Here is a 25,819-nt window from a genome sequence, read left to right as displayed (position 1 = left end):
TTAGAGTCCTAGTCGAATTGTAAAAATATACGAACTGGTGGATGGGTTTGTGAAATATTCCAATCCACGGCCTTTAGAGGCACCTGTAAGGTTATTATCGGGATCGAATCCTTCTATATCGCTCCAGGTAATAAGGTTTCTTCCTGACACGCTCACATCTAGGGAACTAACCCCCATGGTATCGGTAAAGCGTTTTGGGAATGAATACCCCACCGTTAATTCACGTAGCTTAATGTAGGAAGCGTCTTCTACATATAATTCAGGGGATCCCGCGAAACCACTTGCGGTACCTTCATTATACCAAATCTGGTCAAGCAATACAGTTCCACTGCCAAAATCGTATAGATTTCCTCTTACCGAATAAGAGCCATCGCCATTTTGCCATGCGTACGGTATTTCTGCGATAGGCGTCCCATCATAGTTTACGATACTTTGCGCTTCGGCTTCGGAAACGGTTACTATATTTGCGGTGTCCTCGTGCACCCCAAAATGATACAATACTCCTTTAGTTCCATTCCACACATCCATTCCTTGCATAGCATCGAATTGAGCTGAAAGTCGTAATCCATCAAATTCGAGAAGGGTTCCTAAACCTCCACGCCAATCTGGGTTTGGATCTCCTAAAACAACCTCACCGGCTTCGTTATCTAGTAGAGGAAACCCGAATTCACTGAGTAGTATGTCGCCATTTTCATCGCGTTGTAGAGGGTTTCCTGCAAATACAGCAAATGGTTCGCCATCGTACACTGCAGAAACTGAGCCGGTAAATCCGTTAAGCGCTACGATTTGTTCGCCATTACCGTCAGGACTGGTGACAAGGTTATCATTAAAGCTATAGTTAGCATTTACTGACCATCTAAATCTGTCGGTTTGTATGATCGTTCCCCCAAGGTCTATTTCCAATCCTTCGTTGCTAATATTGGCTGCATTTGAAACAAGGGTTGTATAACCCGAAGACGGGGCAACATTTCTTTGAAGTAGGGCGTCTTCAGTTTCTCTATTATAGTATGTAGCGGACAAGTTAATACGGTTATTAATAAACTTGAAGTCGGCCCCAACTTCAAATTCCTTCACACGTTCTACTTGTAGATTGGGGTTTCCTTGTGAATTTTCTCTTGATGAGAGCGTTCCAAATTGACTTCCGTTTAAAGCGTCCCCCCAGGAGGAGGCTACACCACCACCAACAAAGCCTTGAGAAAGAGAATAGGGAATGGGAGCTACCGCAACTTCACCGTACGTGGCGCGTAGTTTTCCAAAGCTAAAGAAATCGCTTGTTCCTGTAAGTTCGGAAAACTTCCAACCTAAAGCAATACCTGGGTAGAAGAAATTTTGATTGTTTAAGGTGGACGATCGGTCTAGTCTTCCACTAAAATTAAAAAGTAGTTGATTAAAAGCTTCCCCTTCAACGACGGCATACACGCCCACTTGTTTTCGATAGGTATAGAAATCGAATGCATCATTATTTTCGGAGGTTCCATTTTCAATATCTATCAAATCGCTTAAAGTGATATTGGGAACCGCGAATTCCAACAGTGTGCCGCCAATATTCTCTAAGCTACTCTCTTCATACGTTAATCCTAGCAGTGTATTAAAGTTGAAATTGTCTGAAATCAGAAAATTAGAGTTTAAAAATGCTGTGAAATACTGTGTATTTACAAAACGCTCATCGATCTGCAAATATCCATTTCCGTTCCCAACATTTGTAGCGGAATTGATAGGGAAGAATGTTCTTCTTAGATCACGATACGTATCTATGTTATATCGCGCCGTAAGGGAAACATTCTCGGAAAACTTATACGTTAACTCAGGGGTTATGATGATTCTATCTACCTCCTGTGTATTGGATTGCTCATTAGCTGTCCAAAGTGGGTTATTATAAGCTGAAGTCGGCCCCAAGGGATTTCGATACGCTCTTTGAGCATTAATCGTTGCATTGCCGTTAGCGTCGTATGCAGTCCCCTTATAGTCTCTTATATCGAAATCTGGTGAAGTTCTAAGGTATCCAAGATATAGACCATTTAGGTTGGATCCGGTTTGGACAAGATCTCCACTAGTTTTTGTATAGCTTGCGGATACCCGTGCCGAAATCTTATCTGAAAAATCTGTCGTGTTGTTAAATCTAAATGCTCTTCTGTAGTAACTTGAATTACCTTGAATAACACCATTTTGTTTCCAGGTGTTGGCGCTGATATAGGTGCTACCATTTTCAGATGCTCTCTGAAGGCTAAGACTGTTTTCAAAGGTATATCCATTTCCTAGGATAGCATCCCGATTTGATTCCAAGAATACTTCTCGTGAGTTTTTGGCGAGCGTACCGTCATCTCTAGTTGCTAGAGGGTAATATATTGTCCCATCTTCAGCTTCAAAGCGTAATAACCCCTCGATAACTCCGTCTGGACCGCCGGGTCGCGCAGAAATTAAATCTCCCCACGTGTTACGTTCGCCTCCCATATTACGATAATTTCCATCAATTCCTTGTCCCCATTGATCCTGGAGATCCCATTCTTCATTTACTGTATCTACATAAAGCGCTGTTTTGTAATTCAGCTGCCAATTTTTCCCGGCACCTGTTTTCCCAGTTTTAGTAGTGATTAGGATAACGCCATTTGCTGCTCCTGTTCCATAAACCGCTACCGCTTGTGCCCCTTTAATAATTTGTATGTTCTCTATATCCTCTGCAGGTATGTCATTTAACCGTGATTGTTCCGTGACGCCATCTACTCCCGATTCGAAATTCCTATTGTCGATAAGAACACCATCTATAACAACTAATGGTTCATCGTTACCCAAAATGGTATTGGCACCTCGGATTTGAATAAAGGCACCAGCTCCAGGATCGCCGGAGCTTCGAATAATATTTACGCCCGATGTTTTACCGGCCATACCCTGCAATAGACCAGCTTCACCTGAGCGGGTAACCGCTTCAACAGGAACGAGGGTAGAAGAGCTTAGGTCGTCTTCTTTTTTTCTTTTGAGTCCTATGGCGTTTAATACCACTTCACCCAATTGTTCTGAATCTTCTTCCATTTGAACATTTATGTTCGATGAAGTGTTAGAAACCGCACGCTCTACTTTTTTATATCCTATATAACTATAAACAAGTATTTGCCCTGAACTTGCCGAAATGCTATAGTTTCCGTCAAAATCAGTTTGCGTTCCAGTAGAAGTTCCTTTTACTAAAATGTTAACTCCGGGTAATGGTAATCCATCTTGATCCGAAACGTTTCCAGTAATAGAAGTTTGCTGTGCCAATAAGTGGGCGAAAGACCCCAACAAAAATAGACACAACATGTAGAGTAGTTTTGTCTTCATATGAATGGTTAAATTGTTAATAATATCACAAAAATGAGACAAATAAGTTAAAAGAACAAAGAAAAATTATAAAAAATTAAAATTCATGTTAATACATAATTAAAAATTACTCACTTTATGTTAAGTAATTAATGATTTGATAATCTTTTTGAGGCTTAGCTATTTACTTTAGTAACGACATAAAAAAAGCCGCTTTAAAAAGCGGCTTTCTTATAGTTAAAAGAATTATTGCTAATTACTCTCCGTAACCAAAATTTTGTACAGCTAATGGATTATTGTCCACCTCTTGGCGAGGAATTGGGAATGCATAATTATAGCTTCCCCAGTCTGGACCACCGTGCGATTGGTTAACGTTGTCGATAACAGGAATATCACGCCCCGTTCTGGCTAAATCATCAAATCTGTATCCTTCAAACGCCAATTCTTTACGACGCTCTTTAAGAATATTGGTCATGTTTGCTGTAGAGTAGGTTGTACCATCTCTATTTTCAGGAATACTATTAAGAAATTCCAAGGCCAAGCTAGGATTCGTTTCTAAAAGTGCTTCGGCGTAGTTCAATACGACTTCAGCATAGCGAATCACTTTGATGTTATCGTCAAAAAGACCACCAGTAGGATATTTTCCTAAATTACGAAGTCTTCCTTGCGAATCTTCTCCAATCATTTCTGGAGAGTTACGGACATCATTTGGACCAAATTCAGCATCGGTTGGGAAGTCATCTAGAACTTCAATATCACCGTAGGAGTTTCCTCTATAGATATTTGCCAAACCGTTGATGGATGGACTAGTTGTAGCATTGATTAACAATTCGAAAACAGAAGCAGAAGTTGGATTGTCAGCTGCCCAGTAATCTACATATTGATCAGCTGGTGTCAAGGAGAAATTGCCGATTACCTGAGACAAAGCATCGCGTGCGATTGCATAGTCTTGGAAATAAGTAGCGACTCGTCCTTTAATTGCCAATGCGGCATATGTGGTAATAGAGTATTTCGTAGGGTCATTCTGAGATTCAGAAAGGAATGAAAGAGCAGTGTCTAAGTCATTGTATATCTGATCCCGGTTTTCCGCTACGGTACTTCTAGCTACATATAAGTTTTCACCTTTAAATGAGGTTACATATGATACACCTAAAGCGTTCAGACCGCCTTGGCCCTCAACAAAATGTTGACCGTATAAACGTAAAAGGTCGAAGTGAATTAACGCGCGAATAGCATATGCTTCACCGCGAGCTTGACTTACTAATGATGGATCGCCTTCGATTTCAGCAGCATCCAAAAGGATGTTTACATTGGCGAGTGCTCCATAAGCATAGCGCATGATATCTGTAGGCGTTCCTGATTGTGGTAAAAGGTTCATCTGTGCAGTTTGAATAAAACGACCAGAGTTACCATTCGCATAAACATTATCTGCACGAACTTCGCCAGCTATAATGATATTTCGACCCCAATATCTGTAGTCGGCCATTAACGCGTACGTACCGTTAAGATACTGACGTGCATCGTCAATGGTTTGAACCGCTACCGGGATATCATCGGCAATGATTGGTTCTAAGTTATCCTCTGAACAAGAGCTGATCATCAATGACGCAATGGCCACGAAAATCGTTTTTATTATATAAATTCTCTTTTTCATCTTTTAAAATTTTAAATTAAGGTTAAGCGTGATTGTTTTGGTCGGAGGAGTTGATAAGTCGGTAAATCCATCCGCCTCTACTTCAGGATCCCACTTTAAATCATCTTCCTTCACCCAAGTGAACAAATTCGTACCTCTAACAGCGATAGTCAATCCATCTATTCCCATAGATTTAGTTTGATCACCATCAAAAGTATATCCAAGAGCAAGTCCACGCAAACGAACATAATCTCCGTCATATAGCCATCTTGTAGATGCTAATGCTGCATTGGCAACAATAGGGTCGTTAAAATCTAATCTTGGATGTGTAGCAATGTCGCCAGGTTGACGCCATGCTCCGTTTAATACTTCAGTAGTAGCGTTAAAGGATAATATACGACTACCTAAAGAACTTTGGGTATATCCTGCCCAATCTTCGAAAATTTTATTTCCGCCAGCAAAATAAACGTTTGCTTCAGCAAAGAAATTGAATAAATCAACTCTTGTGTTAATACCTCCACTGTAAGTAGGAAGGGCATTATATCCTTGATATACACGTTCTGCTTCTGCGTACACATTAGTTGTTTCTGTAAGAGTTTCGTCAGTATAGAAAAGTGGATCTCCGTTTGCAGGATCTACTCCAGCCCATACAGGCAAGTACCATTCATAAACTTTCTTTCCAGCTTCCACAACACGTGTACCGGTAATAATTTCAGAATCTTCAGGAATACTAGTTACTTCGTTTTCTAAAGTAGTAAAGTTACCACCTAGACTCCATCCGAAGTTATCAGTTCTGATGATATCGGCGTTGATTTCAATTTCAAGACCTTTGTTTTCCATTTCTCCAAGGTTCTGAAGTGCTCTACCCGTTCCTCCGTCACCAATGAATTGGGCGCTAAGACCAAGTGGTGCATCTAAAAGCATGTCGGTTGTTGTGTTAGAATACACTCCAACTGTACCATTAATGCGGCCATTGAAAAGCCCGAAATCCATAGCAAGGTCACGTTTTGTACCTTTCTCCCATTCTGCATTCGTACCGAATCCAGCAATGAATGCTCCTGGAGAGTCTCCGTACTGTGCGTTAAAGTTTGCTAATGCTTGGAATTGGTTACGTCCGATACCAGCGTTACCAGTAATACCGTATCCACCTTTCAATCGTAATGTAGATATTACATTAGAGTCTGCCAAGAATGCCTCACGGTGAATATTCCAGGCAAGACCTGCTGAGTAGAAGCTGTCAAATCGAGTTTCCGGACTAAATCTAGAGTCACCCTGATAAGAGTAAGAAGCGTTGAATACATATCGTTGGTCGAAATCATAATTAAATAAACCTACCAAACGTGTAGATGTTCTATCAGAAAAAGAAGATGATGCTTGGAAGTTGGCCGAAGCAGCACTCAAGTTCGTTAGAAAATCATTAGGAAAGTTCTCTCCGCTGCCTGATAGTGAATATGTTTTATACTTTGCATATTCAGTTAAAGCTGTAAGACGGAAATTATGTTTTGTTCCTAAGGTAAAGCTGTAATCCAATTGATTTTGAGATGTATAGTTAAAGAGTCTTAAAGAAGATTCAAATACCGTACCATTCTCATCAATACCATCACCGTGTAGTGGGCTGTTGTATCCTTTATAATAAGTTAAGGAGTAGTCAATACCAAAAATTGTCTTCAAGATAAGGTTTTCAGCAAGCTCGTAGCTCAAATCAGTGTTTACTAAAGCTCTAGTAACATCATTTCTACGAATGTTTTTTCTTGCAGTAAACAATGTGTTGTGAAGACTAGTATACGCGTTAAAAGTATCATCACCAATGTTTGGAGTGCCATCTGCGTTATATGGATTAATCCATGGTGAAAGGAAATACTTAGATAAGTTAGGGTTCGAGAAGAATGCCGCTTGTTCTAGTGAGGCATTTTGCTTAGCATTCGAAGCATTTACCGATACATTGAAGTTCCATTTGTCTCCAAAATCAGTACCGTACTTTAATGCTCCACTTACACGTTCGAAGTCAGATCCAATAACGGTTGCTTCCGTATAGTTATAGCCTAAAGATGCATAAAACGTTGAATTTTCAGAACCTTTGGAAACTGAGAAGTTAACATTTTGAAGAGCTGCGTTGTCGTTTGCAACTTCATCCTCCCAATTGATATTTGGTCGACCATTATCAATCCAATTAAGCAATGAAGCATATTGGGTAGGTTGTCCAGCAATAAAACCGTCAATATCATCTCTAGTGGCAAGGGTGCCGTCACCATTTACACCAGATCCGAAAGTCTGCCAAATAGATTCTCTGATAAGTTCTTCTTTTTGAGAACCAGATAATGCTATGAGTCCTTCTCTCGCGTCATTTACAAAACCTGTCGTAGCTGTTAAGTTGAATTGAGTTCGTCCTTGCTTACCAGATTTTGTGGTAATCAAGATAACACCATTCGATCCAGAAGCTCCGTAAGGTGCTGTAGACACAGCATCCTTAAGCACCGTAATGTTCTCGATGTTGCTAGGCGCTACCAAAGAGAAAATGCTTACAGAACTAACGTTGGCACTACCAGAAAGGTTTCCATTTGTTACAGGGACACCATCGATAACGTAAAGAGGTTCGTTACTTGCAGTTACAGACTGAATACCTCTAATTCTAATTTGTTGGGTAGAACCCGGGGTACCAGAGGTGGTGTTGATTTGTAGACCAGAAACCTGACCTTGTAATGCTTGCTCCGCACTAACAAAAGGTACTTTTTCAATTGTTTCGGAGTCTACTGTTACTACGTTACCGGTTATTTCGTTTCGACTTCTACGAATACCAAATGCTGTTACAACAACCTCTTCAAGAGCTGAGCCTGGTTGAAGTGAAACATTAATGGTATTATCGGCGCCTACAGCAAATTCTTGGCTTGTAAAGCCAATGTAGCTATAAACTAACGTTTGTCCCGTGTTAGCCGTAATTGAGTAATTCCCGTCAAAATCCGATTGCGTACCAGTCGATGTTCCCTTGACAATAATATTTGCGCCAGGAAGAGGTAAGCCAGAATCATCAGTTACGGTACCCGTAATTGTTTTTTGTTGTGCAAATGAAAGTTGCACCGCTAACGCCAATAATAGCGTTAGGATTCCACTAAACTTTGTTTTCATTTTTTAATATTTATTTGAATTAGCCAACGCCAAAAATCACAATAAAAAGTTAATTACACAACTTTTTGAACATTAATTTTAGTGGAGTTTAAGCGTTGTGGCGTTCTCCGTTAATTGAAAGTTAAAAGTTTGATTGGAGGCTAATATGAACTTTTGTGCCCGAAATATCAAAATCTTGTTGATTCGAAATTCCATTTGCGACATTCAGCCTGAAGAGTCCAGTTTTTGTCATAAACCCAATTCCGAATCCAAACCCAAATAGATTTTCCGAAATGGATAGGATGCTATTTTCAAAATATCCAGCATCGATAATACTGTGCACGAAGAACTGATCGCTTACCGTGAATCGATACTCTGTCATTAAAGTTGAATAGGCGGAAGCGTCGATACTGTTTTCATCAAACCCCCTTAGCGATTGTATGCCCCCAAACCTAAAAAGTTCGTTGGTAATGTAGCTATCGCTGAATAATATCCCAGTTTCGTTTTTGAGATAAATTGAATTGGTTTTATTAAGCGAGAAGATATAGCCGCCATTAAAGTGTAGTCGCGTTTGTGGTTCCGTAATGCCGCGTAATTCCCTTTCTCCGATTTCAGAAGTTACTCCAATAGTGGCTTTTACTGGAAACAGTCGGCTTCGCTGTAATACTTCATAGTTTCCCCCTACAGTAAAAAATTTCGACGTAAAATCGATTACGGTGTTGCCTACTATAACTCCCTCCTGAAGATTGTTCGATTCGTATCCCTTATAACCCGTGAAAAATGACAATGTCGGGGACGCCCTAATATCCATTCGGGCTAATTGTTCGGTGGTGACAAATGAGGTATCTCTTTTAAAGATTTTGAGCTCACCTGTAACTCCGAAAGGCGACTTGAATAAATAGGGAAGTGAAATCCGCGCCCTAAAGTTTTGCTGCTCACCACCATCAGCCTTATAATTGATCAGTAAGGATTCCCCATAATTCAAGTTGTTGTTCAAGGCGAGATTCAGATAGCCATTTAGCTGAAACTCTTGAGTATCAGCATCGGTGGCAAACCCCAATATGCCATCGAAGGTGTTGTTGTTTTCCTTCTCTAAGTAGAGGTATGCGATGGTGCTATCTTTTCGGAATAATACTTCGGGAGGCTTGGTAGTAGCGACGAAAGGTAGGTTGTCTAAGAGTTCATTCTGCCGAATTAGTCGTCTTCTGCTAAAAGGCCTGCCTTTTCTAATACCCGCTTGATATCGCAAAAAAGATCTTGGGAATTTCTCATACCCCTTTATAGCTATTGAGTCTAATGTGCGTGAGGGGCCTTCGGAAAGTTCGAGGTTGGCGGTTACATTCCCCGTGTTATCTATTCTTAAATTTGTAAGTCGGAGCCTAGCAAATGGAGTCCCTGTTGCGCTAACCGCCTTATTTAATACGGTAAGTTTTGATTCGACTTGTGAAACGGGAACGATAAACGAAGAGTCGGTTACATTTTTGAAGTAGGTCGCAATTTCTTTCTTTTGAAGATTTGTTGATGAGTAATCAATCACGATGCTTTTAGTGCGATTGCCTAGGAAGTACGTTGCGACAGTAATAGAGTCGTTTTTTCGGTTAAGACTGTCCAGGTTCGATGATAGGTATCCAAGTTGCTGAAACGATTGAAGAATACGAACCGACTCTTCCTGTAGGGAATTGTAGTCTTCAAAATTGGTAGTCGGATTAATGGTATCCAATAATGTTTCCGGTATAGGCTTTTCAGCCTGAAGCTTCAGTTCTAAATCCTGACACAAAAGTGTAGAGGAAAACAGTCCATATATAATAAGGTATAGAAAGTTTCGTGTATGCCCGTTCAAGCTATTAGGTGTTTGGTGTAAAAATAACAGTTCAACAACGGTTTTAAGAAGGCAAAAATTGTTTTCTGAAAAGTATCTGAAAATAAATTAGGTAACGTTTGATTAATTGAGAATATTTCCTACCTTTGCACGCCCTTTTAGTGGGGAACTGAAATTTAAAATTAGATTTAACGAGGATTTTATATGCCAACTATTTCACAATTAGTACGAAAAGGAAGAGCCAAGATTACCAAGAAGAGTAAATCGGCTGCTTTGGATTCGTGCCCGCAACGTCGCGGTGTGTGTACGCGTGTATATACCACTACTCCTAAGAAGCCTAACTCTGCGATGCGTAAAGTTGCAAGGGTTCGGTTAACCAATGGAAAAGAGGTGAACGCATACATCCCCGGTGAAGGACACAACCTCCAAGAGCACTCGATAGTATTGGTAAGAGGTGGAAGGGTTAAGGATTTGCCTGGTGTGCGATACCATATCGTGCGTGGTGCATTAGATACCGCTGGTGTCGAAGGCCGTACGCAACGTAGGTCTAAGTACGGTGCAAAGAAACCCAAAAAGTAAGAACAAAACTTTTAAAGAGAAGACATGAGAAAAAGACAGGCCAAGAAAAGACCGCTTTTACCAGATCCGCGTTTCAACGACCAGTTGGTAACGCGTTTTGTCAATAACATGATGTGGGACGGTAAAAAGTCGGTGGCTTTTAAAGTATTCTACGATGCGATCGATATCGTGGAAGAGAAAAAAACAGACGAAGAGAAAACAGGTCTCGAACTTTGGAAAGACGCATTGTCTAATGTAATGCCTCACGTAGAAGTTCGTAGCCGTCGCGTTGGAGGGGCCACGTTCCAGATTCCAATGCAAATTCGTCCGGACAGAAAGATTTCAACTGCTATGAAGTGGTTGATCCAGTTTGCGCGCAAACGAAATGAGAAGTCAATGGCGCAAAAATTGGCTGCTGAAATTTTGGCGGCTGCCAAAGAAGAAGGCGCTGCGGTTAAGAAACGTACCGATACACATCGTATGGCCGAAGCAAACAAAGCATTCTCACATTTCAGATTCTAAAAAAAATGGCACAAAGAGATTTAAAATTTACACGAAATATAGGAATTGCCGCGCATATCGATGCCGGTAAAACCACAACTACAGAACGTATCCTGTACTACACAGGTGTAAGTCACAAAATTGGTGAAGTACATGATGGTGCAGCGACTATGGACTGGATGGAGCAAGAGCAGGAGCGTGGTATTACTATTACCTCTGCTGCTACTACTTGTACTTGGAAATTCCCGATGGAAAACGCTAAGGAGCTTCCTGAAACAAAAGATTACCACTTTAATATTATCGATACTCCCGGTCACGTTGACTTTACAGTAGAGGTGAACCGTTCGCTTCGTGTGTTGGACGGATTGGTATTTTTGTTCAGTGCAGTAGACGGTGTTGAGCCACAGTCCGAAACAAACTGGCGTTTGGCAGATAACTACAAAGTACCGCGTATGGGCTTTGTAAACAAGATGGACCGTCAAGGGTCTAACTTCATGAATGTTTGCCAGCAGGTAAAAGATATGTTGAAGTCGAATGCCGTGCCAATCGTATTGCCGATTGGTGACGAGGCCGACTTTAGAGGAATTATTGACCTAGTGAAGAACCGTGCCGTTATTTGGCATGATGAAACAATGGGGTCTACGTTTGATGTAGTGGATATTCCTGAAGATATGAAAGAAGAGGCTCGTAAGTATCGTGCACTTCTTATTGAAGAAGTAGCGAGTTACGATGAGAACCTTTTAGAGAAATTCATGGAAGATGAAGACTCTATTACTGAAGATGAAGTGCATGCTGCGCTTCGTGCTGCCGTAATGGACATGAGTATCATCCCTATGATCTGTGGTTCTGCCTTCAAAAATAAAGGGGTACAGTTCCTATTGGACGCTGTATGTCGTTACCTTCCTTCACCTGTTGATAAGGATGCGATTGAGGGTACAAACCCAGAAACAGGTGAAACAGAAGTTCGTAAGCCTGATGTAACTGCTCCTTTCTCGGCCTTGGCCTTTAAGATTGCTACCGATCCTTTCGTAGGTCGTTTGGCATTCTTCCGTGCCTATTCTGGTCGCTTGGATGCAGGTTCATATGTGTTGAACAATCGTTCAGCGAAGAAAGAGCGTATTTCTCGTATCTACCAAATGCACTCCAACAAACAAAATGCTATCGATTATATCGAAGCAGGAGATATTGGAGCGGCTGTTGGATTTAAGGATATCAAAACAGGAGATACCCTTTCTGATGAAAAAGCACCTATCGTTCTTGAGTCTATGGAATTCCCGGATCCCGTAATTGGTATCGCGGTAGAGCCTAAGACGAAAGCGGATGTTGATAAATTAGGTATGGCACTTGCAAAGTTGGCTGAAGAAGATCCAACATTCCAGGTTCGTACCGATGAAGCTTCAGGGCAAACCGTTATTTCTGGTATGGGTGAGCTTCACTTGGATATTATCGTGGATCGTTTGAGACGTGAATTCAAGGTTGAAGTAAACCAAGGAAAGCCTCAGGTTGAGTATAAGGAAGCTGTAACCAAGTCAGCAGATCACCGTGAAGTATACAAGAAGCAGACGGGTGGTCGTGGTAAATTCGCCGATATCGTATTTACCCTTGGCCCATGTGAAGATGAGAAAGCTGACGGACTTGAATTCGTAAATGAGATTAAAGGTGGTAATGTTCCTAAGGAATTTATTCCATCTGTTGAAAAAGGATTTAAGGAAGCGATGAAAAATGGTCCATTGGCCGGATTCGAAGTAGATAGCATGAAGGTAACCCTAAAGGATGGTTCGTTCCACCCTGTGGATTCCGATCAGTTATCATTCGAATTGGCTGCTAAACTTGGATTTAAATCGGTTGCGAAAGCTGCTGGTGCCGTAATTATGGAGCCTATTATGAAGTTGGAGGTATTAACTCCAGAGGAAAACATGGGTGATATTGTAGGTGACTTGAACCGTCGTCGCGGTCAGGTGAACAGCATGGGCGATCGTTCAGGATCTAAAGTAATCAAGGCAGAAGTGCCGCTTGCTGAAATGTTCGGATATGTAACCACATTGAGAACCTTGTCTTCAGGTCGTGCAACTTCTACAATGGAATTTTCACACTATGCCGAAACACCTTCTAATATTTCAGAAGAAGTGATTGCAGAGGCAAGAGGAACCGCTAACGTTTAATTATTCAGCAATGAGTCAAAAAATTAGAATCAAATTAAAATCTTACGATCATAATTTAGTGGACAAATCTGCTGAAAAAATCGTAAAGACTGTAAAGAGCACTGGAGCTGCCGTAACCGGTCCAATTCCATTGCCAACACATAAAAAGATTTTTACCGTGTTGCGTTCGCCGCACGTGAACAAGAAGAGTCGTGAGCAATTCCAGCTTAGCAGCTATAAACGTCTGTTGGATATCTATAGCTCTTCTTCCAAGACCATCGATGCTCTTATGAAATTAGAGCTTCCAAGTGGTGTGGAGGTAGAAATTAAAGTGTAAGTACACTTTAATTTCTATTCCCGCGAAGGCGAGAATCGTATCCTAACGATTAGGTAAAGATCAAACTAAAATGTCCTCAGCGACGGTTGGGGAAAAACGGAGAACAAAGTAACATTCGGGGTCGGATTTATTTTGACCCCGTTTGCATTGAAATAAAAATTTTAACGAAGGATGAATGTCGAAACCGATTTCTTCATTCTGAATTCAAATAGTAGTAATAATTGACAAGGGATCCTGAGGTAAGCCTCAAATCTCAAGTCTTAAATCTAAAACTAATATGTCTGGGTTAATTGGAAAAAAGATAGGGATGACCAGCCTATTCGACGAGAACGGAAAGAACATTCCGTGTACCGTTATCGAAGCTGGCCCCTGTGTTGTTACCCAAGTCAGAACCGATGAGGTTGACGGGTATGAAGCTCTTCAGCTTGGTTTCGATGACAAAAAGACTGCAAGTAAAGCTGCCGAAGGCCACGCCAAGAAAGCAGGTACCGTTGCAAAGCGTAAAGTTGTCGAATTCAAGAAGAACTTCTCAAATGAGTATAAACTTGGTGATACGATCACTGTGGAACACTTTAAAGAAGGTGAGTTCGTGGATGTTTCCGGAACAAGCAAGGGTAAAGGTTTCCAAGGGGTTGTAAAACGACACGGCTTTGGTGGTGTGGGACAAGCTACCCACGGTCAACATAACCGTTTACGTGCGCCAGGTTCTATTGGTGCTGCATCGTACCCTGCGAGAGTATTCAAGGGAATGCGTATGGGCGGCCAAATGGGAAATGAAAAAGTGAAAGTACAAAACCTACGAGTGTTGAAAGTAGTGCCTGAGAAGAACCTACTTGTTGTGAAAGGCTGTGTGCCGGGTCACAAAAACGCTTATGTAACAATTCAGAAATAATGAAGGTAGCAGTAGTAGATATTAAAGGAAAAGACACCGGTCGGAAAGTAGAGCTTTCCAAGGATGTTTTCGGTATCGAACCAAACGATCACGCTATGTACCTTGATGTGAAGCAACACATGGCGAATAAGCGCCAGGGAACGCACAAGGCGAAAGAGCGTGGAGAAATCGTAGGTTCTACCCGTAAGATAAAGAAACAGAAAGGTACTGGTACAGCCCGTGCGGGAAGTATCAAGTCGCCAATCTTTAAAGGTGGAGGTCGTGTATTCGGTCCTCGTCCGAAAGACTATTCTTTCAAATTGAATAAAAACTTGAAGCGTTTGGCCCGTCGTTCTGCCTTAAGTATGAAGGCAAATGAAAAGGCGATTACCATAATCGAAGACTTTTCATTCGACGCTCCAAAAACGAAAGAATTTATATCCGTTTTGAAAGGCCTTGAGCTTGAGAATAAAAAAACCTTGTTTGTATTGGGAGAGTCGAATAATAATGTATATTTGTCCTCGCGTAATTTGAAGGGTGCTGAAGTTATAACTAACTCAGAACTAAACACTTACCGAATTATGAATGCAAACAATGTTGTATTGTTTGAAGGTTCTTTGGAAGCAATTGAAGAAAACTTGAGTAAATAGAAGCAAGATGAATATCTTAATAAAACCTGTTATTACAGAAAAAGCCACTGCAGATGCAGAGTTGAATAACCGCTACACATTTGTGGTTAATCCTAAGGCGAACAAGATAGAGATCAAGAAAGCAGTTGAAAATGCTTACGGTGTTTCTGTTGAAAAAGTTCGCACAATGAATGTCCGTCCAAACCGCCGAGTTCGATATACGAAATCTGGGGTTCAAACTGGTAAAACAAATGCTTATAAAAAAGCAATTGTACAGGTGACGGAAGGTGATACAATAGATTTTTACAGTAATATTTAAGCAGCGCTTAAATTAAATTAGACGAAAGATGTCAGTAAGAAAACTAAAACCTATCACTCCTGGACAGCGATTTAGAGTCGTGAATGGGTTTGACGCCATAACGACTGATAAGCCGGAGAAGAGCTTGCTCGCTCCGTTAAAAAAGTCAGGAGGTAGAAACAGTCAAGGAAAGATGACCATGCGCTACAAAGGTGGTGGTCACAAAAGACGTTATCGAATTATCGATTTTAAACGTGACAAGCATGGTATTCCTGCTACTGTCGCGACTATAGAATACGATCCTAACCGTACCGCGTTTATCGCACTTGTTAATTATCAAGATGGCGAAAAGCGGTATGTGATTGCACAAAATGGTCTACAAGTAGGTCAAAATATCGTTTCCGACGAGCAAACCGCTCCTGAGATTGGAAATGCTATGACCCTTGCCAACATTCCTTTAGGGACCATTATTTCATGTATAGAACTTCGTCCTGGCCAAGGTGCCGTACTAGCAAGAAGTGCTGGTGCGTTCGCACAACTTATGGCTCGTGAAGGGAAGTATGCTACCGTGAAGCTTCCTTCCGGTGAAACCCGTATGATCTTAACTACTTGTATGGCTACCATCGGTGCCGTATCCAACAGCGACCACCAATTGATGGTTTCTGGTAAGGCAGGTAGATCACGCTGGTTGGGAAGAAGACCACGTACCCGTGCGGTTGTTATGAACCCAGTAGATCACCCAATGGGTGGTGGGGAAGGCCGCGCTTCTGGAGGACATCCACGCTCACGCAAAGGATTGCCTGCAAAGGGGTATAAAACTCGTAAGCGTACGAAGGCTAGCAACAAGTATATCATTGAACGAAGAAAGACTAGAAAGAAATAAGTTATGGCTAGATCATTAAAAAAAGGACCATACGTTCACTATAAGCTGGATCAAAAAGTTCAACAGAACGTGGAATCGAACAAGAAGACAGTCATTAAGACTTGGTCTCGTGCTTCGATGATCACTCCAGACTTCGTAGGGCAAACAATTGCCGTACACAACGGAAAGCAATTTGTTCCTGTATATGTGACCGAGAATATGGTGGGACATAAGTTAGGAGAATTTTCACCAACAAGATCATTCCGTGGTCACGGTGGAAATAAAAATAAAGGAAAAAAATAATAAGCCATGGGAGTTCGTAAAAGAGAAAGAGCAGAGCGTATCAAGGAAGCGAAGAAAACACAGTACTTCGCCAAATTGAACAATTGCCCAACATCACCAAGAAAAATGCGTTTGGTCGCAGACTTGGTACGTGGCGAAAAAGTAGATAAAGCGCTTAACATTTTAAAGTTCAGCAAAAAAGAAGCGGCTGGTCGATTGGAAAAGCTTTTGCTTTCCGCTATCGCAAACTGGCAAGCTAAGAATGAAGATGCAACGCTAGAGGACGCTGATTTATTTGTTAAGGAAATCCGAGTGGACGGAGGGAAGATGTTGAAGCGTCTTCGCCCAGCACCACAAGGACGTGCGCACAGAATTAGAAAACGTTCCAATCACGTAACACTCGTATTGGGCGCTAACGAAAACACACAAAGCTAGAATATAAATGGGACAGAAAACAAATCCAATCGGTAACCGCCTAGGTATCATTAGAGGATGGGAATCCAACTGGTACGGTGGCAACGACTACGGCGATAAATTGGCCGAAGACGACAAGATTAGAAAGTATCTTCACGCTCGTTTAAGTAAAGCTAGTGTGTCTAGGGTCATCATTGAGCGTACCCTAAAGCTTGTAACCGTTACTATTACCACCGCTCGCCCCGGTATCATTATCGGAAAAGGCGGACAGGAAGTAGACAAGTTGAAAGAAGAGCTCAAAAAAATTACCGGAAAAGAGGTACAGATCAACATTCACGAGATCAAGCGACCTGAATTAGATGCTAACTTAGTGGCTTCTAGTATTGCCCGACAAATTGAAAACAGAATCTCATACCGTCGTGCAATCAAAATGGCTATTGCGGCTGCTATGCGTATGAACGCAGAAGGTATCAAAATTCAGATTTCTGGTCGTCTTAACGGCGCTGAAATGGCACGTACAGAGGCGTACAAGGAAGGTCGTATCCCACTTTCAACATTCCGTGCCGATATCGATTATGCATTGATCGAAGCACATACTACCTATGGTAGATTAGGAGTGAAAGTATGGATTATGAAAGGTGAAGTGTACGGTAAGCGAGATCTTTCTCCTTTGGTAGGATTATCCAAAAAAGGAGGTAACAAAGGATCCGGGCGAGGTGGAAACAAATCGCGTCGCAGAAAGTAATTTTTTAAAAGCAGAATCATGTTACAACCTAAAAGAACAAAATACCGGAAACAGCAAAAAGGCCGTATGAAGGGAAATGCAAATCGAGGACATCGATTGGCAAATGGAACCTTCGGAATCAAGTCTATGGATGCCGAGTTTATCACAGCGCGTCAAATTGAAGCTGCCCGTATTGCTGCAACCCGTTATATGAAAAGGGAGGGTTCTATCTGGATTATGATATTCCCAGATAAGCCGATTACTAAAAAGCCTTTGGAAGTACGTATGGGTAAAGGTAAGGGGGCTGTCGAATATTACGCAGCTGTTGTAAAACCGGGTCGAATTATGTTTGAGGTTTCAGGTGTGCCTATGGCAACCGCCAAGGAAGCCTTGAGACTTGCGGCTCAGAAATTGCCTGTACGAACAAAGTTTGTAGTGTCCCGGGACTATCAAGAATAATTTTTGAAATTTTCGAATCATGAAACAGTCAGAAATAAAAGAAGCATCCACAGCGGAACTACAGGAGCAACTTGCCGAATCGAAGAAGGCATATTCAGACCTGAAAATGGCACACACCATTTCACCGTTGGAAAATCCAATTCAACTACGGACGCAGCGCCGATCAATCGCGCGTATTGCAACCGAATTAACTAAAAGAGAGAATCAATAACGGTACGAAGCTGAAAGATGGAAAACAGAAATTTAAGAAAAGAGCGTATAGGGGTTGTTACCAGTAACAAAATGGAGAAATCTATTGTTGTTTCTGAAACCAAAAAGGTAAAACACCCAATGTACGGTAAGTTCGTACTTAAGACAAAGAAGTACGTAGCGCACGACGAGAAAAACGACTGCAACGAAGGTGATACTGTAAAGATCATGGAAACACGGCCTTTAAGTAAAACCAAGTGTTGGAGACTAGTAGAAATATTAGAAAGAGCTAAATAATCATGGTACAACAAGAATCAAAACTTAAAGTAGCAGATAACACCGGTGCCAAGGAAGTATTGTGTATCCGAGTGTTGGGAGGTACTAAAAAACGGTACGCTTCTATAGGCGACAAGATTGTAGTGACCGTAAAGGAGGCAACTCCAAACGGAAGCATCAAAAAAGGAGCTGTGTCTACGGCAGTAGTCGTTCGTACCGTGAAAGAGGTTCGAAGACCCGACGGATCATATATTCGTTTCGACGATAACGCCTGTGTATTGCTAAACCCCCAAGGGGAAATGCGCGGTACTCGTGTGTTCGGTCCTGTAGCACGTGAGCTTCGTGATAAACAATTCATGAAAATAGTATCATTGGCACCTGAAGTGCTATAATACGAGATATAATGGGAAAGCTTAAAATAAAATCAGGAGACAACGTAGTGGTATTGGCCGGAGAACACAAAGGGTTCGAAGGGAAAGTACTCCGTGTGCTTACTGACAAGAACAAAGCGATTGTAGAAGGTGTGAATACAGTGAAGAAGCATGAGAAGCCAAGTGCTGCAAATCCTCAAGGCGGAATTACTGAAAAAGAAGCACCAATCCATATTTCCAACCTTGCGTTGATCGACCCAAAAAGCGGCGAGCCAACACGTGTTGGATACAGAATGGAAGACGGAAAAAAAGTACGATTTGCTAAAAAATCGAATCAAGTAATATAGTTATGGGATACACACCAAGACTTAAGGAAGAATATAAGGAAAGGGTGATGAAAGCCCTAACCGAAGAGTTTGGTTACCAAAATGTAATGCAGGTGCCTAAGTTGGAACGTATCGTCGTTTCACGTGGCGTCGGAGCAGCGGTAGCCGATAAGAAACTAATTGAATACTCTGTCGACGAGTTGACCCGAATCACTGGGCAAAGAGCAGTAGCTACGATTTCTAAGAAGGACGTTGCTAGCTTTAAGTTGCGTAAGGGAATGCCTATTGGGGCAAAAGTAACCCTTCGTGGCGAGCGCATGTATGAATTCTTGGATCGGTTGATAACTTCAGCCCTGCCAAACGTACGTGACTTCCAGGGAATTAAGGCAACTGGTTTCGACGGACGAGGAAACTACTCTCTAGGAATTACTGAGCAAATCATCTTTCCAGAGGTAGATATCGATAAGGTGAAGAAAATCGAAGGGATGAACATCACTTTCGTAACTTCAGCTGAAACCGATAAAGAAGCAAAATCATTGCTTACAGAACTAGGATTACCATTTAAAAAGAATTAAGAGATGGCTAAAGAATCAATGAAAGCCCGCGAGGTGAAAAGACAGGAAATGGTGAAGAAGTATGCCGAAAAGCGTAAAGCCCTTAAAGAGGCTGGCGACTGGGAAGGTCTACAGAAATTGCCAAAAAACTCGTCTCCAGTTCGTTTGCACAACCGTTGCAAGCTTACAGGTCGCCCAAAGGGATATATGAGACAATTTGGAATTTCTCGTGTAATGTTCCGTGAAATGGCCAATAACGGTCTTATTCCTGGAGTGCGAAAAGCCAGCTGGTAAAACGAAGAGTATAACAGGATGAAGGTTTCAACAAACCGTTGGAAAACCACATTCGTAATCATAAATAAATGACAACAGATCCAATTGCAGATTATCTAACCCGTGTTAGAAATTCAGTGTTAGCCGGACACCGAGTAGTAGAGGTGCCAGCTTCAAACCTGAAAAAGGAAATTACAAAGATTTTGTTTGATCAAGGATTTATCTTGAGTTACAAATTCGAGGATGATAATGGTCCACAAGGAACCATTAAAATTGCCTTGAAGTACGACAAGGTTACAAAAGATCCAGTGATCAAGAAAATTCAACGAATCAGTAAACCAGGTTTACGTAAATACGCAAGTTCATCAGACATCCCAAGAATCCTTAACGGACTTGGAATTGCCATTGTTTCTACTTCAGCAGGAGTAATGACAGGCAAGCAGGCGCAAGCCCAGAATGTTGGTGGAGAAGTATTGTGTTACGTTTACTAAAAATAAGACAAGGAAATGTCAAGAATAGGTAAAAGCCCAGTAACAATTCCCGACGGTGTAACGGTTGACGTAAAAGACAACACTGTTACCGTAAAAGGGAAATTAGGCGAGTTGAGTCAGGAAATAAATGACATCAGCGTAAAAGTGGAAGACAACCAAGTTGTATTGGAGCGTCCTTCCGAAGCAAAAGATCACAAATCGAAGCATGGTCTTTATCGTGCCCTTATCGCCAACATGATCGAAGGTGTTTCTAATGGATACACCAAGCAATTAGAATTGGTAGGAGTAGGGTACCGTGCCAGCAACCAAGGACAAAAACTTGACTTGGCGATTGGTTTCTCTCACAATATCGTGATAGACTTAGCGCCAGAAGTGAAGGTTGAGACCGTGAGCGAAAAAGGAAAAAATCCTATTGTAAAACTAACCTCACATGACAAACAATTGGTCGGACAAGTAGCGGCAAAAATCCGTAGCTTCCGTAAGCCTGAGCCCTACAAAGGAAAAGGTATCAAGTTTGTTGGTGAACAAATTAGAAGAAAAGCAGGTAAATCTGCATAAGATATAACGTTATGGCATTATCAAAACAAGATAGAAGGACCCGAATTAAATACAGGATCCGAAAGACAGTTTCAGGAACTTCCGATCGTCCACGTTTGGCGGTTTTCCGAAGCAACAAAGAGATCTATGCACAACTTATTGACGATGTAAATGGAAAAACCATTACTGCTGCATCTTCAAGAGATAAAGGAATCGAAGGAGCCAACAAATCTGAAATAGCGAAAGCTGTTGGAAAAGCGATTGCCGAAAAAGCACAAAAAGAAGGCGTAGAAGCTGTATCGTTTGATCGCGGTGGATACCTTTACCACGGAAGAGTTAAATCATTGGCTGAAGGAGCACGCGAAGGCGGACTAAAATTCTAAAGAAATATGTATCAAGATTATAAAAACGTAGAAACAGTAAAACCCGGAGGTCTTGACCTAAAAGACCGTTTGGTAGGGGTTCAACGTGTAACGAAAGTAACTAAAGGTGGTCGCGCATTCGGATTTTCTGCTATTGTAGTAGTTGGAGACGAAAATGGCGTGGTTGGACAAGGTCTTGGGAAATCCAAAGACGTTGCCAGCGCTATCGCAAAGGCTATCGAAGATGCTAAGAAAAATTTGGTGCGTATTCCTTTGAATAAGGCTACCTTGCCACACGAACAAAAAGGAAAGTATGGTGGTGCCCGTGTGAACTTGATTCCAGCAGCACCGGGTACAGGACTTATCGCCGGTGGTGCGGTACGTGCAGTATTGGAAGCAGTAGGCGTACACGACGTATTGTCGAAGTCGCAAGGATCTTCCAACCCACACAACGTTGTGAAAGCTACTTTTGATGCATTATTGCAATTGCGTAGTGCTGAAACCGTAGCGAAACAACGCGGTATTACACTTGAAAAATTGTACAAAGGATAAATACTGAAGAAAATGGCAAAGATTAGAGTAACAAAGGTACGTAGTGCAATCAAACGCACGCAAAACCAAAAGAGAACACTCGAAGCGCTAGGACTACGCAAAATTGGTCAGAGCGTCGAGCACGAAGACACGCCAAATATTCTTGGTATGGTGAAAAATGTAAAACATTTGGTTTCTGTAGAAACCCTATAAGATATAAACAATGGATTTAAGTAATCTTAAACCTGCAGAAGGTTCAACACATAAAGATGGAAAGCGCGTAGGGCGAGGTCAGGGATCCGGTAGAGCCGGTACCGCTGGTCGTGGTCACAAAGGGGCGAAGTCACGTTCGGGCTATTCTAAAAAGATCGGTTTTGAAGGTGGACAAATGCCACTTCAACGCCGCGTACCTAAATTCGGTTTCAACAATCGTAACCGCAAGGAATACCAAGGGGTGAATATCGATACCCTTCAGAAACTTGTGGACGATAAGAAAATCAAAGATTCAATCGATCTTGAGAAACTTATCGAATTGCGTCTGGCTGGAAAGAATGATTTGGTAAAGATTTTAGGAAGGGGCGAATTGAAAGCGAAACTGAAAGTGTCCGCACACAAATTTACGGCCTCAGCGAAAGAAGCTATCGAAGCAGCTGGAGGTGAAGCAGTAACCGTGTAATAGCCCATATCCATGAAATTTATTGATACCTTAAAAAATGTTTGGAGAATAGAAGAGCTACGGAACCGAATCATGGTTACCCTAGGTCTTCTACTTGTATATCGCTTTGGAGCACAAGTTGTGCTACCGGGTATTGACGCATCCAAGCTGGCAGAATTTGCCGGTAAATTCGATACCGGTGGTATCGGAGGCTTGCTAAATGCCTTTACAGGTGGTGCCTTTGCAAATGCTTCTGTGTTTGCCCTAGGTATCATGCCGTATATCTCGGCTTCCATTGTGGTACAATTGATGCAGATCGCGGTTCCTTACCTGCAAAAATTGCAGAAAGAAGGGGAAAGCGGTCGTAAGAAGATCACGCAAATTACACGATGGTTAACCATCGGTATCTGTTTGGTGCAAGCACCTAGTTATTTGGCAGGTTTGCCAGCACTTGGTGTACCGACAGAAGCCTTTATTCTAGGGCAAACGCCGATGTTCTACGTATCTTCTGTCATCATTTTGGTGACTGGAACGATATTTGCTATGTGGTTGGGTGAAAAAATTACTGACAAAGGTGTTGGTAACGGTATCTCCATACTTATTATGGTGGGTATCATTGCAACACTCCCACAGTCTTTCGCACAGGAATTTGCTTCCCGTGTATTGGAAAGTAATGGTGGATTGATCATGATCCTGATTGAATTGGTTATCTGGTTCGTCATTATTCTGGCTTCCGTTATGTTGGTAATGGCCGTTCGAAAGATACCCGTGCAGTATGCGCGACGTACCGCGAGCGGAAATTATGAAAAGAATATTTTTGGGGCTAGACAATTTATTCCCCTTAAATTGAACGCGTCTGGTGTAATGCCAATTATCTTTGCACAGGCGATTATGTTTGTACCAGCTGCAGTGGCAGGATTGTCAGATAGCAATTTTGCGCAGACGTTGCAAGCGACGTTCAGTGATATATTTGGCCTTTGGTATAACTTGGTATTTGCTGCGTTGATTATCATATTTACGTATTTCTACACAGCGATTACTGTTCCTACCAACAAAATGGCCGATGACCTAAAACGAAGCGGAGGATTTATCCCGGGTATCAAGCCTGGATCTGAAACCGCAGAGTTTTTAGATAGAGTAATGTCTCAAATTACATTGCCAGGATCTATCTTCCTAGCCTTGATTGCAGTTTTCCCTGCATTCGTGGTTAAGTTGATGGGTATTCAGCAAGGATGGGCATTGTTCTATGGTGGTACATCCCTACTCATTATGGTTGGGGTAGCCATCGATACCATGCAACAAATTAATTCGTATTTATTGAATCGTCATTATGATGGTTTGATGAAAACAGGAAAAAACAGAAAAGCAGTAGCATAAATAGCATTGTAGTAATTAATGAGGTAGATGATTGAATGATTTTGTAAGTATAACGTACAAGACCGACTACCGAACCAAAGACTATAAACTAAAAAACAAAATATGGCAAAACAACCCCCTATTGAACAAGATGGAACAATTGTAGAAGCATTGTCTAATGCGATGTTTCGTGTTGAATTGGAAAACGGTCATATTGTAACTGCGCATATCTCGGGCAAAATGCGTATGCACTACATCAAATTGTTGCCCGGAGATAAAGTGAAACTGGAAATGAGCCCATACGATTTAACAAAGGCTCGTATAACCTACAGATACTAAAAGGTATCTGATAAAATTTAATTGAGATGAAAGTAAGAGCATCCGTTAAGAAAAGAAGCGCCGACTGCAAGATTGTACGCAGAAAAGGTAGGCTTTATGTTATTAATAAAAAGAACCCAAGGTTTAAACAAAGACAAGGATAATTATGGCAAGAATCGCAGGTGTCGATATCCCGAAACAGAAAAGGGGTGTAATCGCGTTAACATATATCTTTGGTATCGGACAAAGCCGAGCGAAGGATATTTTAGAACAAGCCGGAGTAGATGCCGACAAAAAAGTGCATGAATGGAATGATGATGAAATCAGCGCCATTCGTGAAGCTGTCGGAAACTACAAGATCGAAGGTGAACTACGTAGCGAGGTGCAACTAAGCATCAAGCGCTTGATGGACATCGGTTGTTACCGAGGTATTCGCCACAGAGCAGGATTACCGCTTCGTGGACAACGTACCAAGAACAACTCCCGAACACGAAAAGGAAAACGTAAAACAGTTGCTAACAAGAAGAAAGCAACTAAATAATACCTAACGATATGGCAAAGTCTAACGCTAAAAGTTCAAAAAAAGCAGTTAAGAAACGCAAAGTTAATGTCGAGTCTGTAGGCGAGGCACACGTAACTGCTTCTTTCAACAATATTATCATTTCGTTGACGAATAAAAACGGAGACGTAATCTCTTGGTCTTCTGCTGGTAAAATGGGCTTCCGAGGTTCTAAAAAGAACACTCCTTATGCTGCCCAATTGGCCGCTGAAGATGCTTCAGCCGTAGCGCACGAAGCTGGATTGCGAAAGGTAAAGGTATATGTGAAAGGTCCTGGTAACGGTCGTGAATCTGCTATCCGTAGCATTCACAACGCAGGAATCGAGGTTACAGAGATCATCGACGTAACACCACTTCCACATAACGGTTGCCGTCCTCCAAAAAGACGTCGCGTTTAAGCATACTAATTTTTTCAATCGAAGGAATAACGAAGTCCAAAGGATACGAATCAACGACCTTAATTTGGATTTCCCTTCAAAATCAAATTCAAAATGGCAAGATATACTGGTCCAAAAACTAAAATAGCCCGAAAATTTGGTGAGGCTATCTTCGGAGACGATAAGTCTTTCGAAAAACGTAATTACCCACCGGGACAGCACGGTAACAACCGTCGTCGTGGTAAGAAATCGGAATATGCTATTCAGCTAGCTGAAAAGCAAAAAGCAAAGTATACCTATGGTATTCTTGAGCGTCAGTTCCGTAATATGTTTAAAAAAGCAACTGCTGCTCCTGGTATTACAGGTGAAGTGTTGTTGCAACTATGTGAATCGCGTTTAGATAACGTGGTTTTCAGAATGGGAATCGCTCCAAGCCGACGTGCAGCACGCCAATTGGTATCGCACCGTCATATCACTGTTAACGGTGAAAAGGTAAATATTCCATCGTATCAGGTGAAGCCTAACGATGTAATCGGAGTTCGCGAAAAGTCAAAATCACTTACCGTAATTGAGGAGTCTTTGGCTAACAGCAACGACGTTTACGAATGGGTCACTTGGAACAACGAAAAGAAGGAAGGAACCTTCGTATCCGTTCCACAACGTATGCAGATTCCAGAAAACATCAACGAACAATTCATCGTTGAACTTTATTCTAAATAATAA

Annotated in this window: 34 protein-coding genes; 30 read left to right on the top strand and 4 right to left on the bottom strand. The window is 41.7% G+C overall.

The features are described from left to right. From I4Q58_RS03545 to I4Q58_RS03530, 4 genes are all read right to left on the bottom strand, one after another. Positions 1 to 3,312 (bottom strand): SusC/RagA family TonB-linked outer membrane protein, encoded by a 3,312-nt coding sequence (locus I4Q58_RS03545; RefSeq protein WP_203293760.1) that lies wholly within the window; start codon positions 3,310 to 3,312, stop codon positions 1 to 3. 235 nt (positions 3,313 to 3,547) lie between these two features. Further along, on the bottom strand, positions 3,548 to 4,945 hold the full coding sequence (locus I4Q58_RS03540) for a RagB/SusD family nutrient uptake outer membrane protein (RefSeq protein ID WP_203293757.1): 1,398 nt from the start codon (positions 4,943 to 4,945) through the stop codon (positions 3,548 to 3,550). Positions 4,946 to 4,948: 3 nt separating this feature from the next. Further along, positions 4,949 to 8,047 (bottom strand): SusC/RagA family TonB-linked outer membrane protein, encoded by a 3,099-nt coding sequence (locus tag I4Q58_RS03535; protein ID WP_203293755.1) that lies wholly within the window; start codon positions 8,045 to 8,047, stop codon positions 4,949 to 4,951. 121 nt (positions 8,048 to 8,168) lie between these two features. Next, positions 8,169 to 9,866 carry a BamA/TamA family outer membrane protein gene (locus I4Q58_RS03530; protein WP_203293753.1) on the bottom strand — a complete coding sequence of 566 codons (1,698 nt, stop codon included), beginning with the start codon at positions 9,864 to 9,866 and terminating at the stop codon, positions 8,169 to 8,171. A gap of 183 nt (positions 9,867 to 10,049) precedes the next feature. Between I4Q58_RS03530 and rpsL the strand changes: the two genes are divergently transcribed. From rpsL to rpsD, 30 genes are all read left to right on the top strand, one after another. Beyond that, positions 10,050 to 10,424 carry a 30S ribosomal protein S12 gene (gene rpsL, locus I4Q58_RS03525; protein ID WP_203293751.1) on the top strand — a complete coding sequence of 125 codons (375 nt, stop codon included), beginning with the start codon at positions 10,050 to 10,052 and terminating at the stop codon, positions 10,422 to 10,424. 24 nt (positions 10,425 to 10,448) lie between these two features. Further along, on the top strand, positions 10,449 to 10,925 hold the full coding sequence (rpsG, locus tag I4Q58_RS03520) for a 30S ribosomal protein S7 (protein ID WP_203293749.1): 477 nt from the start codon (positions 10,449 to 10,451) through the stop codon (positions 10,923 to 10,925). 5 nt (positions 10,926 to 10,930) lie between these two features. Next, positions 10,931 to 13,066 carry an elongation factor G gene (fusA, locus tag I4Q58_RS03515; protein WP_203293747.1) on the top strand — a complete coding sequence of 712 codons (2,136 nt, stop codon included), beginning with the start codon at positions 10,931 to 10,933 and terminating at the stop codon, positions 13,064 to 13,066. Positions 13,067 to 13,076: 10 nt separating this feature from the next. Beyond that, entirely contained in the window at positions 13,077 to 13,382 is a 306-nt protein-coding gene (rpsJ, locus tag I4Q58_RS03510) for a 30S ribosomal protein S10 (RefSeq protein ID WP_115122895.1), read from the top strand. A 277-nt stretch (positions 13,383 to 13,659) separates the two neighbouring features. Further along, positions 13,660 to 14,274: a 50S ribosomal protein L3 gene (rplC, locus tag I4Q58_RS03505; protein WP_203293745.1), complete on the top strand. Its 615-nt coding sequence runs from the start codon at positions 13,660 to 13,662 to the stop codon at positions 14,272 to 14,274. Continuing rightward, positions 14,274 to 14,903 (top strand): 50S ribosomal protein L4, encoded by a 630-nt coding sequence (gene rplD, locus I4Q58_RS03500; RefSeq protein ID WP_203293743.1) that lies wholly within the window; start codon positions 14,274 to 14,276, stop codon positions 14,901 to 14,903. Before rplC ends, rplD begins: the two co-directional genes overlap by 1 nt. A 7-nt stretch (positions 14,904 to 14,910) precedes the next feature. After that, on the top strand, positions 14,911 to 15,201 hold the full coding sequence (gene rplW / locus I4Q58_RS03495; protein ID WP_203293741.1) for a 50S ribosomal protein L23: 291 nt from the start codon (positions 14,911 to 14,913) through the stop codon (positions 15,199 to 15,201). A gap of 28 nt (positions 15,202 to 15,229) precedes the next feature. Further along, the gene (gene rplB, locus I4Q58_RS03490; RefSeq protein ID WP_203293739.1) at positions 15,230 to 16,063 is read left to right on the top strand and encodes a 50S ribosomal protein L2; all 834 of its coding nucleotides are present in this window, start codon (positions 15,230 to 15,232) and stop codon (positions 16,061 to 16,063) included. 3 nt (positions 16,064 to 16,066) lie between these two features. Further along, on the top strand, positions 16,067 to 16,345 hold the full coding sequence (gene rpsS, locus I4Q58_RS03485) for a 30S ribosomal protein S19 (RefSeq protein ID WP_203293737.1): 279 nt from the start codon (positions 16,067 to 16,069) through the stop codon (positions 16,343 to 16,345). A gap of 6 nt (positions 16,346 to 16,351) precedes the next feature. Then, complete coding sequence (gene rplV / locus I4Q58_RS03480; RefSeq protein ID WP_203293735.1) at positions 16,352 to 16,759, top strand: 50S ribosomal protein L22; 408 nt, start codon at positions 16,352 to 16,354, stop codon at positions 16,757 to 16,759. Between the two features lie 7 nt (positions 16,760 to 16,766). After that, positions 16,767 to 17,483 (top strand): 30S ribosomal protein S3, encoded by a 717-nt coding sequence (rpsC, locus tag I4Q58_RS03475; RefSeq protein ID WP_203293733.1) that lies wholly within the window; start codon positions 16,767 to 16,769, stop codon positions 17,481 to 17,483. Between the two features lie 18 nt (positions 17,484 to 17,501). After that, positions 17,502 to 17,921, top strand: a complete 420-nt coding sequence (rplP, locus tag I4Q58_RS03470) for a 50S ribosomal protein L16 (RefSeq protein ID WP_203293731.1) — start codon at positions 17,502 to 17,504, stop codon at positions 17,919 to 17,921. A gap of 19 nt (positions 17,922 to 17,940) precedes the next feature. After that, positions 17,941 to 18,132: a 50S ribosomal protein L29 gene (gene rpmC, locus I4Q58_RS03465; RefSeq protein ID WP_203293729.1), complete on the top strand. Its 192-nt coding sequence runs from the start codon at positions 17,941 to 17,943 to the stop codon at positions 18,130 to 18,132. A 17-nt stretch (positions 18,133 to 18,149) separates the two neighbouring features. After that, a complete protein-coding gene (gene rpsQ / locus I4Q58_RS03460; RefSeq protein ID WP_203293727.1) occupies positions 18,150 to 18,407 on the top strand; it encodes a 30S ribosomal protein S17 in 258 nt (85 codons plus the stop codon). A gap of 2 nt (positions 18,408 to 18,409) precedes the next feature. Further along, complete coding sequence (gene rplN, locus I4Q58_RS03455) at positions 18,410 to 18,778, top strand: 50S ribosomal protein L14 (RefSeq protein ID WP_203293725.1); 369 nt, start codon at positions 18,410 to 18,412, stop codon at positions 18,776 to 18,778. 11 nt (positions 18,779 to 18,789) lie between these two features. Beyond that, positions 18,790 to 19,104, top strand: a complete 315-nt coding sequence (rplX, locus tag I4Q58_RS03450; protein ID WP_203293723.1) for a 50S ribosomal protein L24 — start codon at positions 18,790 to 18,792, stop codon at positions 19,102 to 19,104. Positions 19,105 to 19,106: 2 nt separating this feature from the next. After that, a complete protein-coding gene (gene rplE / locus I4Q58_RS03445; protein ID WP_203293721.1) occupies positions 19,107 to 19,658 on the top strand; it encodes a 50S ribosomal protein L5 in 552 nt (183 codons plus the stop codon). Positions 19,659 to 19,661: 3 nt separating this feature from the next. Then, positions 19,662 to 19,931: a 30S ribosomal protein S14 gene (rpsN, locus tag I4Q58_RS03440; protein ID WP_203293719.1), complete on the top strand. Its 270-nt coding sequence runs from the start codon at positions 19,662 to 19,664 to the stop codon at positions 19,929 to 19,931. 68 nt (positions 19,932 to 19,999) lie between these two features. Further along, positions 20,000 to 20,401, top strand: coding sequence for a 30S ribosomal protein S8 (gene rpsH, locus I4Q58_RS03435; RefSeq protein ID WP_203293717.1), 402 nt, complete (start codon positions 20,000 to 20,002; stop codon positions 20,399 to 20,401). A 15-nt stretch (positions 20,402 to 20,416) separates the two neighbouring features. Then, the gene (gene rplF / locus I4Q58_RS03430; RefSeq protein ID WP_203293715.1) at positions 20,417 to 20,959 is read left to right on the top strand and encodes a 50S ribosomal protein L6; all 543 of its coding nucleotides are present in this window, start codon (positions 20,417 to 20,419) and stop codon (positions 20,957 to 20,959) included. Positions 20,960 to 20,970: 11 nt separating this feature from the next. Continuing rightward, positions 20,971 to 21,321, top strand: a complete 351-nt coding sequence (rplR, locus tag I4Q58_RS03425; RefSeq protein WP_203293713.1) for a 50S ribosomal protein L18 — start codon at positions 20,971 to 20,973, stop codon at positions 21,319 to 21,321. A 6-nt stretch (positions 21,322 to 21,327) separates the two neighbouring features. Continuing rightward, entirely contained in the window at positions 21,328 to 21,852 is a 525-nt protein-coding gene (gene rpsE / locus I4Q58_RS03420; protein WP_203293711.1) for a 30S ribosomal protein S5, read from the top strand. 12 nt (positions 21,853 to 21,864) lie between these two features. Further along, positions 21,865 to 22,044, top strand: coding sequence for a 50S ribosomal protein L30 (gene rpmD, locus I4Q58_RS03415; protein WP_203293709.1), 180 nt, complete (start codon positions 21,865 to 21,867; stop codon positions 22,042 to 22,044). A 10-nt stretch (positions 22,045 to 22,054) separates the two neighbouring features. After that, complete coding sequence (rplO, locus tag I4Q58_RS03410) at positions 22,055 to 22,507, top strand: 50S ribosomal protein L15 (protein WP_203293707.1); 453 nt, start codon at positions 22,055 to 22,057, stop codon at positions 22,505 to 22,507. A 12-nt stretch (positions 22,508 to 22,519) separates the two neighbouring features. After that, entirely contained in the window at positions 22,520 to 23,863 is a 1,344-nt protein-coding gene (secY, locus tag I4Q58_RS03405; RefSeq protein ID WP_203293705.1) for a preprotein translocase subunit SecY, read from the top strand. Between the two features lie 102 nt (positions 23,864 to 23,965). Next, the gene (gene infA, locus I4Q58_RS03400) at positions 23,966 to 24,181 is read left to right on the top strand and encodes a translation initiation factor IF-1 (protein WP_116695298.1); all 216 of its coding nucleotides are present in this window, start codon (positions 23,966 to 23,968) and stop codon (positions 24,179 to 24,181) included. Positions 24,182 to 24,207: 26 nt separating this feature from the next. Beyond that, positions 24,208 to 24,324, top strand: coding sequence for a type B 50S ribosomal protein L36 (gene ykgO, locus I4Q58_RS03395; RefSeq protein ID WP_013305171.1), 117 nt, complete (start codon positions 24,208 to 24,210; stop codon positions 24,322 to 24,324). 2 nt (positions 24,325 to 24,326) lie between these two features. Continuing rightward, on the top strand, positions 24,327 to 24,701 hold the full coding sequence (rpsM, locus tag I4Q58_RS03390; RefSeq protein ID WP_203293704.1) for a 30S ribosomal protein S13: 375 nt from the start codon (positions 24,327 to 24,329) through the stop codon (positions 24,699 to 24,701). Positions 24,702 to 24,712: 11 nt separating this feature from the next. Next, positions 24,713 to 25,117, top strand: a complete 405-nt coding sequence (gene rpsK / locus I4Q58_RS03385; protein ID WP_203293702.1) for a 30S ribosomal protein S11 — start codon at positions 24,713 to 24,715, stop codon at positions 25,115 to 25,117. A gap of 93 nt (positions 25,118 to 25,210) precedes the next feature. Continuing rightward, entirely contained in the window at positions 25,211 to 25,816 is a 606-nt protein-coding gene (gene rpsD, locus I4Q58_RS03380) for a 30S ribosomal protein S4 (RefSeq protein WP_203293700.1), read from the top strand. The last annotated feature ends 3 nt before the right edge of the window (positions 25,817 to 25,819 follow it).

This window comes from Luteirhabdus pelagi (assembly GCF_016827595.1).
Lineage (GTDB): Bacteria > Bacteroidota > Bacteroidia > Flavobacteriales > Flavobacteriaceae > Luteirhabdus > Luteirhabdus pelagi.
The sequence above is the reverse complement of the archived record's forward strand: the minus strand, read 5'-3'. Positions and strand labels throughout refer to the sequence as shown.